This is a genomic window from Pseudomonas sp. MWU12-2319 (assembly GCF_023242525.1).
In the GTDB taxonomy this organism is placed as follows: domain Bacteria; phylum Pseudomonadota; class Gammaproteobacteria; order Pseudomonadales; family Pseudomonadaceae; genus Aquipseudomonas; species Aquipseudomonas gingeri_D.
This window is the reverse complement of sequence record NZ_JALJES010000030.1, coordinates 66,717-76,301: the sequence shown is the minus strand read 5'-3', so window position 1 is coordinate 76,301 and position 9,585 is coordinate 66,717. Positions and strand designations below refer to the sequence as shown.

General features: G+C 63.4%; 9 protein-coding genes. 4 read left to right on the top strand and 5 right to left on the bottom strand.

Annotated features, from left to right (window positions below):
• Positions 1 to 124 precede the first annotated feature (124 nt).
• Positions 125 to 1,360, bottom strand: a complete 1,236-nt coding sequence (locus M5C01_RS31475; protein ID WP_152741148.1) for an acetylornithine transaminase — start codon at positions 1,358 to 1,360, stop codon at positions 125 to 127.
• A gap of 101 nt (positions 1,361 to 1,461) precedes the next feature.
• Between M5C01_RS31475 and M5C01_RS31470 the strand changes: the two genes are divergently transcribed.
• Positions 1,462 to 2,367 carry a LysR family transcriptional regulator gene (locus M5C01_RS31470; protein ID WP_152741149.1) on the top strand — a complete coding sequence of 302 codons (906 nt, stop codon included), beginning with the start codon at positions 1,462 to 1,464 and terminating at the stop codon, positions 2,365 to 2,367.
• 48 nt (positions 2,368 to 2,415) lie between these two features.
• Here the strand turns inward: M5C01_RS31470 and M5C01_RS31465 are convergent, their stop codons facing one another.
• Entirely contained in the window at positions 2,416 to 3,240 is an 825-nt protein-coding gene (locus M5C01_RS31465) for an alpha/beta hydrolase (RefSeq protein WP_152741150.1), read from the bottom strand.
• A gap of 160 nt (positions 3,241 to 3,400) precedes the next feature.
• On the opposite strand from M5C01_RS31465, the gene M5C01_RS31460 reads away from it, so the two are divergent.
• Together M5C01_RS31460 and M5C01_RS31455 are read left to right on the top strand one after the other, a co-directional pair.
• Entirely contained in the window at positions 3,401 to 4,222 is an 822-nt protein-coding gene (locus M5C01_RS31460; RefSeq protein ID WP_103494564.1) for an AraC family transcriptional regulator, read from the top strand.
• 155 nt (positions 4,223 to 4,377) lie between these two features.
• Positions 4,378 to 4,962, top strand: coding sequence for a DedA family protein (locus M5C01_RS31455; protein WP_103494563.1), 585 nt, complete (start codon positions 4,378 to 4,380; stop codon positions 4,960 to 4,962).
• A gap of 7 nt (positions 4,963 to 4,969) precedes the next feature.
• On the opposite strand, the gene M5C01_RS31450 is transcribed toward M5C01_RS31455, so the two are convergent.
• The 3 genes from M5C01_RS31450 to M5C01_RS31440 form a co-directional block, all read right to left on the bottom strand.
• Entirely contained in the window at positions 4,970 to 6,595 is a 1,626-nt protein-coding gene (locus tag M5C01_RS31450) for a methyl-accepting chemotaxis protein (RefSeq protein WP_152741151.1), read from the bottom strand.
• Positions 6,596 to 6,727: 132 nt separating this feature from the next.
• Positions 6,728 to 7,033, bottom strand: a complete 306-nt coding sequence (locus tag M5C01_RS31445; protein ID WP_103494561.1) for a DUF4124 domain-containing protein — start codon at positions 7,031 to 7,033, stop codon at positions 6,728 to 6,730.
• Positions 7,034 to 7,295: 262 nt separating this feature from the next.
• Positions 7,296 to 7,970, bottom strand: a complete 675-nt coding sequence (locus M5C01_RS31440; protein WP_152741152.1) for a hypothetical protein — start codon at positions 7,968 to 7,970, stop codon at positions 7,296 to 7,298.
• Between the two features lie 200 nt (positions 7,971 to 8,170).
• Here M5C01_RS31440 and M5C01_RS31435 point away from each other — a divergent pair, with 200 nt between their 5' ends.
• Positions 8,171 to 9,583, top strand: a complete 1,413-nt coding sequence (locus tag M5C01_RS31435; protein WP_152741153.1) for a PLP-dependent aminotransferase family protein — start codon at positions 8,171 to 8,173, stop codon at positions 9,581 to 9,583.
• The last annotated feature ends 2 nt before the right edge of the window (positions 9,584 to 9,585 follow it).

The window sequence follows — 9,585 nt, the reverse complement described above, 5'->3', positions numbered from 1 at the left end:
CGAAGCGGGGTTTTCTTTTGACCATTCCAACGTCCTGTCGGCTGCCGTCCTGGCGATGGTCGATCTTCCCTGATCCTGTGCACATCCTTGCGCAGCAGTGATGGATCCAGAATAGGGCAGCCGCTCAAACGCTCATAGAGGCGATTGCGGGCGCGGCGTGTAAGCCTTTCGCTATTGCCGTGTTTTTTTCCCACTGCAATACGCCACACAGCCCTTTCACTATCATCTCGACTTCCTGCTTGTCGATCACCAGCGGCGGCAGCAGGCGAATGGTCTTGCCCCGTGTCACGTTGATCAACAAGCCCTGGTCCCGGGCCGCGATCAGCGCCAGGTCACGTACCGGCTGGTGCAGTTCGACACCGATCATCAGGCCTTGCCCACGTATCGCCAGGACCTGCGGACAACCGCTCAGTTCGGCCCGTAGCCGTGCCAGCAAATGCTCCCCTTGCTGCCGGGCATTCTCCACCAAGCCCTGCTCCTCGATGATATCGAGCACGGTGCAGCCGGCCCGACAGGCCAGCGGGTTACCGCCAAAGGTGCTGCCGTGGCTGCCAGGAGTAAACAGCTCGGCGGCCTTGCCCCGCGCCAGGCAAGCGCCGATGGGAATGCCATTGCCCAAGCCCTTGGCCAGGGTCATCACGTCCGGGACAACGCCTTCGTGCTGGAAGGCGAACCACTGGCCGGTGCGGCCGATGCCGGTCTGGATCTCGTCGAGCATCAGCAACCAGGAGCGCCGCTTGCACAGGTCGCGGACGGCCTTCAGGTAGCCTGGCGGCGGCAGTTGCACACCGCTTTCGCCCTGGATCGGCTCCATCAGTACCGCGCAGATCCGCTGGCCGTGGCTGCGGGCAATGCTGTGCAACAGCGCCAGGTCACCGTATGGCACCTTGATGAAGTCCCCCGGCAGGTCATGGAAGCCCAGGCGCACCGCCGGACCGTCGCTGGCGGACAAGGTGCCCAGGGTACGGCCGTGGAAGGCATTCTCCATGACCACCACCAGGGGTTTCTCGATCCCTTTGTGCCAGGCATGCAGTCGCGCCAGCTTCAGCGCCGTTTCATTGGCCTCGGCGCCGGAGTTGTTGAAGAACACCCGGTCCATGCCCGATAGCTGGACCAGGCGTTGGGCCAAGTGTTGCTGCCAGTCGATGCTGTAGAGGTTGGAGGTGTGCAGCAACAGGCCGGCCTGCTCGCAGATGGCACTCACCAGGCGCGGGTGGGAGTGACCGATATTGGTCACCGCCACGCCGGCCACGGCATCCAGGTACTCACGGCCTTCGCGATCCCACAGGCGGGTGCCCAGCCCTTTGACGAACCCCAGGTCCAGTGGTTGATAGGTGGTCATCAGGCTAGCGGCGGTCATGGCATCGAGCTCCAGGCATGGGGTGGTGCTGGCAGTATCGTTAGCCACCTGAGCTGGATAAACTGCGTTGTGCTTCAATCATTTTAAAGCTGAGATTGATAATGGATCTTTTCCAGGCAATGCGGGTGTACGTGACCGTGGTGGAGAGCGGCAGCATGACCGCCGCCGCCCTGGAGTGCGGCATTTCCACCACCATGGTCGGCAATCACCTGCGCTCACTGGAGCAACGGCTCGGGGTCAGCCTGCTTAACCGTACGACTCGTCGTCAGCGCCTGACCGAGTTCGGCTCGACCTACTATCAGCGCTGTCTTGAGGTGCTGGGGCTGGTGGCGGACTCCGAGCGCCTGGCCGAACAGGCCCAGGGCGAGCCCAGCGGTATCCTGCGGATCACCGCGCCGCTGACCTTCGGCTCCGAACGCCTGGCACCGGCCCTGAGTGAGTTCGTGCTGCGGTATCCCCGGATCAAGCTGGACGTAATGCTCAGCAACCAGCGCGAAGACCTGATCGACAGCGGCTTTGATGCGGCGATCCGCCTGGGTGCGCCCGACCCCTCGGCGCTGATTGCCCGGCCCCTGGAAAACTATGCGCTGACCGTCTGTGCGTCGCCGTCGTACCTGAAACGGCGCGGGACACCGATCATCCCCCAGGACCTGGAACATCACGACTGCCTGGCCTTCGCCTACCCGGCGGGCGACGACTGGCGGACGGTGGAAAAACAGTGGAGCCTGAGCGGCCCGGAGGGGGAAATCCTGGTACCGGTGAGCGGCCCGATGACCATCAACAGTTCTTCGGCGTTGTACCAGGCGGCGCTCTCCGGAATGGGCATCGTGATGCTGCCGGATGCGTTGCTGCGCGACGATCTGCGCGAAGGCCGACTGGTGCCGCTGCTGGGGACATACAAGCTGCCCAGCCGGCCGATGAACCTGCTTTACGCGCAAGACCGCTACCGACTGCCCAAGCTGCGCAGCTTCGTGGAGTTCGCACTGGAGAAGTGGGGCAAGCCCTAGCAGGCCGAGCACACCGTGTGGGAGCCGGCCTGCCTGGATGCTCGTGGCTTATTTGGCGATAGCCTTGGCCGCATCTTCAATGATCGCCGCGACCTTGTCCGGATGGGACACCATCACCACATGGGACGCGCCCTTGATATCCACCGTCTCCCTGGAGCCCGCGCGATCAGCCATGAACTTCAGGGCCGCTTCGGGAATGTTCTTGTCCGCCGAACCGTAGATAAACCAGGACGGCAGGGTTTTCCAGGCCGGATCACCCGAGCCTTCCTTCAACGCGGCCTCGGCGACCGGGCGCTGGGTCGCGGCCATCAGCGCGGCCTCCTTGGGGGCGACATCGGCGGCGAACTGCGCGGCGAATTTATCCTGCTGGATAAACAGGTCCACCGTGCCATCTTTCAACGGCACCGGCGGCGCCAGGGTCGGGCCCAGGGTGCTGCCCGGAAAACGGCCGGAGAGTTCGATCGCGGTCTCGCCTTTTTCCGGGGCGAAGGCGGCGACATAGACCAATGCCTTAACGTTGGAACGGCCATGGACCGCGTTGGAAATCACCGAGCCACCGTAGGAATGCCCAACCAGGATCACTGGACCTGGTGTATGTTCGACGATGTCAGCCACATAGTCCGAATCGCTTTTCACGCTGTGCAGCGGGTTGGCGACGGCGATCACCGGATACCCCTTGGCCTGCAGGCGGGCAATCACCCCATTCCAGCTGGAAGACTCGGCAAAGGCGCCGTGCACCAGCACCACCGTGGCTTTCTGGTCCGGCTGCGCGGCAGCGGCGGCCGAACCCGCCCAGCCCATCGACAAGGCTCCAGCCGCGATGGCGACGGCGGCGAAGAGTTTGGAGACGGCAGAAAAACGGAACATTTGCATTGGTATTCCCTCTCGCATGAAATGGCTGACCCACCGGAAGCGGCGGCGTCCAGGTCGCTGAACGTGGGGCCATGATGGGCAAAACAGCTTTACGAATGGCGCCTTCCTGTCGATGATATGCGCCAGATCGTCTAATTCCAGCGTTAACGAGAGGGAAAGAATGGATCGCCTGTCGACCTTGCTCACGCACTTCGGCATCGCCGCCGACACCTTCCACAGTGGCCTCCTGCGAGGCAATGCCGAGGTCGATGGCCTGGAACCCCGCGGGCACGTGCACCTGCTGAAAAGTGGCCGGGTCAACCTCGAGAGCGGCGGCAAGCTGCTGCGCATCGAAGAACCGAGCCTGATCCTGATCCCCCGTCCCCTGCCCCATCGCCTGGTTGCCAGCAAGGCCGACGCCGCCGAACTGGTCTGCGCGGCGCTGCGTTTCGATGGCGGTATCGACAATCCGCTGTCCGTGGCCTTGTCCGACACCATCGTGATGCCGCTCGCCGCGGTGCCCATGCTCGAGGGCAATCTCGAGTGGCTGTTCGCTGAGGCCTTCGCCGAACACTGTGGCCGCGAAGCGGTGATGAACCGCCTGTTCGAACTGATGGTGATCCAGTTCCTGCGGCACATGATGGCCTACCACAGCATGACCACCGGGATGATGTCGGGCCTGGCGGACCTGCGCCTGGCTCGGGCCATGACCATGATGCACAACCATCCCGAGCGACCCTGGACCGTGGCCGACCTGGCGCAGGAGTCGAATATGTCCCGGGCCAGTTTCGCCGCGCATTTTCACAAAGTGGTCGGCCAGACTCCGGCAGACTATGTGCTCAGCTGGCGTGTCAGCCTGGCCCAGAAGCGTTTACGCGAGGGTCGGCCGATTGCCCTGATTGCCGATGAGGTCGGTTATGAAAGCCCATCGGCCCTGGCGCGGGCCTTTCGCCGCAAGATCGGTGAAAGTCCGCGGGAGTGGTTGGCGCGACAGTCAGCCTGAATCAGAACAGGCACAAACTCGGCTATTGTTGAGCCGGGCACCCCAGGGCACTTTCGCCTGGCCAATCGATCAGACCCAAGAACACCGTCGCCTGCCTGCTGCCTCGTGCATCGGCAACAGCGCCCATGGACCGATACAAGGATCAGTACACCGTTATGTTCGAACACATCGACTTCAACTACCTGCTCGCCACCTACGGCTATTGGGCCATCTTCATCGGCTGCCTGCTGGAAGGGGAAACCATCCTGATCCTCGGCGGGGTGGCGGCGCACCAGCAGGTCCTGCACCTGCCGCTGGTGATCTTCTGGGCCAGCCTCGGCGGGATGCTCGGCGACCAGGCGCTGTTCTGGACCGGACGTTATTTCGGCGCCCGTCTGCTACCCCGCCTGCATCGCCAGCAGGCCGCCATAGAACGGGTGACGGGACTCATTCAACGCCACCCGCTGACCTCGATCTTTGCCGTACGCTTCCTCTATGGCATGCGCCTGGTGGGTCCGCTGGTAATCGGTGCCAGCCGGCTATCGCCGCTGCGCTTCAGCCTGATGAACCTGCTCGGAGCCGTGGTCTGGGCCATGCTCTTTGCCACGGCCGGTTATTGGGCCGGCGGCTTCCTCGAAAGCCTGCTGGGCAATCTCAAACCCTATCGCCTGCGCATCGTGATCGGCGTAGTGGTCATCGTTGCCGGGATCGCCCTGATCCGCCATCTGCGGGCCAAGGCGCGGGAACGTCAGAAAGCCTGAGCCAGGCTCAGACCCGGAAGCGCCCGACCAGTCCCTGCAACGAAGTTGCCAGCCGCGACAACTCATGGCTGGCGGCGCTGGTCTGGTCGGCCCCGGTCGCCGAGCGGATCGACAGGTCGCGGATGTTCACCAGGTTACGGTCGACTTCCCGGGCCACCTGGGCCTGTTCTTCCGCCGCGCTGGCGATCACCAGGTTGCGCTCGTGGATTTCATGCACCGAGGCGGTGATGGTCACCAGCGCTTCGCCGGCCCGTTCAGCCAGGGCCAACGTACTGGCGGCACGGGCGGTGCTGGTGTGCATCGACTCCAGGGCCAGGGTCGAACCGCTGCGCATACCGGAAACCATCTGTTCGATCTCCTGGGTCGACTGCTGGGTGCGATGGGCCAGGGCACGCACCTCATCGGCCACCACCGCAAAGCCGCGCCCGCTCTCACCGGCACGGGCCGCCTCGATGGCGGCATTCAGTGCCAGCAGATTGGTCTGCTCGGCAATGGCGCGAATCACTTCCAGCACCTTGCCGATGCCCTGGGACTGATCGGCCAGCGAACGTACCAGCTCCCCGGTGCGCTCGACGTCCCCGGACAGCGCACTGATGGCGCCGAGAGTTTCACTCACCCGCTCCTGGCCGAGCCGCGCCGATTCGCTGGATTTGCGGGTGGCATCGGAGGTGGACACGGCATTGCGCGCCACCTCTTCCACCGCCGTGGTCATTTCGTTGACCGCCGTGGCCGCCTGTTCGATTTCATGGTTCTGCTGTTGCAGGCCCTCGGTGCTGCCCCGGGTGACCGTATTCAGTTCGTCCGCCGCGGTGGTCAGCGAGGTCGCCGAACCGCTGATGCCTTGCAAAGTGTCACGCAAGGTTTGCTGCATGGTGGCCAGGGCTTCGAGCAGGTGACTGACTTCATCGTCACCGTGGCTTTCGATACGCTGGGTCAGGTCGCCCCGCGCCACATTCTGCGCCGCGCTCAGGGCCTGCCCCAGGGGTTTGACGATACTGCGCGTGAGCAACGTCGCCAGGCCCACGGTGGCCAGGGCCGCCAGGACAACAAACAGGATCACGATCATCCGCGAGTTGCTGTAGTGCTCCTCGGACTTCTGGCTCTCGGCCGCCACCTGTTTGGTAAAGAGGTCGGCCAGGTCGGTCAGTTGCTTGCCGGAACCGTCCACCACGGTCTTCATGTCCACCAGCAGCAGCTTGATCAGTTCGTCGCGCCGGCCCTGCTCGGCCAGGGTGAAGGATTGGGCGATACCGGCACGGTACGCGGCGAAGGTTGTCTTGAACTGGTCATACAACAGCCGGGCCTCGGGGGTGGTGACCAGTTTGTCGTAGGCGACGATCCGCTCGCTCAATTCCTTGTCGCGCACGTCCATCTGGCCGCGGTACACCGCGATGTTCTTCGGGTCCTGGTCGAGGGCCATGCGCAGGGAGATGGTGCGGATGCGCAACATGATCTCGCGGATCTCGTCACCGCCACGAATACTCGGCAGCCATTGGGTTTCAACCGCTACCTCGCCTTCGCGGATGTTCGACATCTGGCCCAGGGCGAACACCCCCAGCAAGGCCACCAGCACCGCGATCAAGGCAAAACCCAGCGCCGCGCGAGGCGCGATATTCAGTTGACGAAGAAACATGACGACCGCCTTTTTTGTTATGGCTTCGGGTCAGCGACCCCTGCCCTTAGCTTCAGAGTTGGCAGGCTATCGGCACGTCGTACGACAACTTGAAATAATTGCCGAACCCTTTCACTCGTACACTGGCTTGTCTCAGGGAGCTTTCTGTCCGGGGCCGGGGACGATATTGACCTTGTAGATAATGCGCGTGTGGTAGCCCGCCTGCAGGATTTTCGTGGCGCGCTGATTGATGGCGTCGGCCTTGGCCTCATCGGCCGAGACGCTGTGCAGTTGCGTGCGCTGGGTGCGGGCTTGCCAGCTGGATACGCCCTGGTCCGGCGCGCAGGGCTGCGCGGCGAAACTGACCTTACCGTCCTGGCTGACACACTTGTAGGCATCGGCGCTGAAGGCCGAACAGGAGGCGCCAAGGAGGAGAACGAAGACCAGGCATCTGCCCATAGGTGTGCACCCCTGTAGGTGTTGGCTGTCCACAGATAAAAGAAAACCCGCCGAAGCGGGTTTTCTTCAAAGCATTCCGACATCCCGTCGGCGGCCTCCATGGCCCGGTTCGATCATCCTTGATCCTGCACACATCCTTGCGTAGCAGCGATGGGTGTAGATTAAGCCCGGCCATGAACGGTCAACAGAGGAGATCAGTGCCACGGCATGTAAGCCTTTCGCCATACATGGATCCAATCCTCGCTACCACGAGCAGCACCGCTCATGGCGCCAGGACAGGCATGCTTGCGCGGTCATGGCTGGCATCAGTCGTTTCATCGAGCAGCACATCGGCCTCCACAACCCCCAGTTGCAGGAGGATTGCCTCCCACTTCGAATGATCCTCGGCGGCAAACCCGTGGAGGGCCTTGGGCAGAATCCGCGCAAAGAACAAGTGTTTCTCGGTATCCAGCCCCAGGTACATTACCTTCGCCACTTCAGCGAGCATCTGGCTTCGTGTTCCGGGCGACGCGGCCCCATGGCGACTGCGCGGCTGCGCCCCTGGCTCATCGACGAGCAGCTCCAGGTGAGTATTCACGCGGATGTGGGCCACGAGCGCAAAGGTGATCGTGGCCAGATCGCGTTGCCAGCCATGGTGGAGCTCGGCGTAGAGCCCCTGCAAGCGCAGATAGGTCGCGGACAGCGGCAGCTCCAGGTCTTTCCAATCCTCGCTGGCCAGGCAACGGCAGACAGCATTCAGCGCCGCGTCGACGTTTTCGACCGCGAGGGAAGGCGCCCAGGCGTTACCCGCCACGAGCTCATCCCCGGGCTGGACCTTCTCCACCAGAAAGATCAGCGAGGCCTGATACAGCGCCCGGCACAGCTCGCGCAGTTTCTGGATATCGCCTGCACGCTTGCCCGCGCAGCCGGCCACCATCACACAGGGTTGCGCGTTCATATCAGACTCCCGGCGGGCTCAGTCATGCAGCGGTACCTCGAATGTTCGATTGGGCAGTTTCAACACGTAGGGAGAACCTCTTCAATCAGCACGGCATGCAGGGGAACAATGGCGTCTTGATACTAGCGAGCGGATGTCTTCTTGATCAGGGCAAGTTCGACTAGAATCCTCCGGACTTTATTGCTCGAGCGACCAGTAAAATGCAGGTTCAGAGAGCCGTGATCGCCGCCATCGAGTTCCTTCCTGGCGAGCCACTGGTACAACAGATCGTCGACCGTTTCTCGGCTGCCATCAACCAGGGCTCCCTACAGCACGGGGCCAAGTTGCCGCCGATTCGCGAACTCTCCGATCTCATGGGGGTCGGCAAGTCGACGGTGGTCGAATCACTGGACCGGCTGCGGGCCAAGGGCCTGATCACTTCGCGCCAGGGCTCGGGGCACTACGTCTCACGGCTCAGCGCGGCGGTGCAGGCCGGAGTCGGCCGTGAGCTGCTGCCGCAGGACACCCTGAGCGTGGTGCGCCGGGGCCTGCTGCTGGACAACGGAGCCCTGCGCCCCGGCTGCGGTTTCCTGCCCTCCTCCTGGTTGCCTCGCGAGGAATTGCTCAAGGCCGCTCGCGGCACCCTGCGGGCCACCACCCTGCGCATGGGTGAAGTCGGCGTGCCCGCCGGTTACCCGCCGCTACGCCAGGCCCTGCGGGTGAAGCTGTCGACCCTGGATATCGACGTCCCGGTGGAACAGATCATCACCACGGCCAACACCCTCCAGGCCATCGACATGCTTATGCGCCTGTTGATCAAGCCCGGCGACACGGTGCTGCTGGACGACCCGTGCTACTTCAACCTGCGGGCGAACCTGGTGCTGCACGGCGCGCGGATCGTCAGCATTCCCCGCGGCCGTGACGGCCTGGACTTCAACCAGCTCGAACAGCTGCTCGACAGTCATCGCCCGATGCTCTACCTGACCAACAGTACGCTGCACAATCCCACCGGCCATTCCTTTTCCCCGGCCCAGGTCTATCGGTTGCTGGAGCTCAGCCATCGCTACGGCTTCCATATCATCGAAGACGACCTGTATGGCGATATCCAGCAGAAACAGACCCCTCGCCTCGCGGCGGCCGGCGGCCTGGACAACATCAGCTATGTCTCGGGGTTCACCAAGATACTCAGTGCCAACTGCCGGCTCAGCTACCTGGCGCTGCGGCCGGAGCTGGCCGCGCGGATGATCGACCTGAAGATGTCGAGCGGCTGCGTGACCTCGGAGCTGGTGGAACAGATCATCTATCGAATGCTCAGCGACGGCAGCTACACCCGGCACGCCCGACGCCTGATCGATCGCTTGTATGCGGCCAACAACCGCGTAGCCCGCTGGCTGGGCGAAGCCGGCTGTTCGGTGGCGTCATGCCCGGGCGAAGGGCTGTTCATCTGGGCCCGCCTGCCGGCCGGAATCGAGGCCGAGACCCTGGCCCGCAAAGGCCTGGAAAACGACATCGTGCTGGCCCCCGGGACCTTGCTCAGCGCCGGCCCCGAAGCCTCGAGCTTTCTGCGCTTCAACGTCGCCCACAGCGACGACGAACGGGTCCGCGAGCGCTTCCTGCGTTTGCTCCAGGCCTGAGC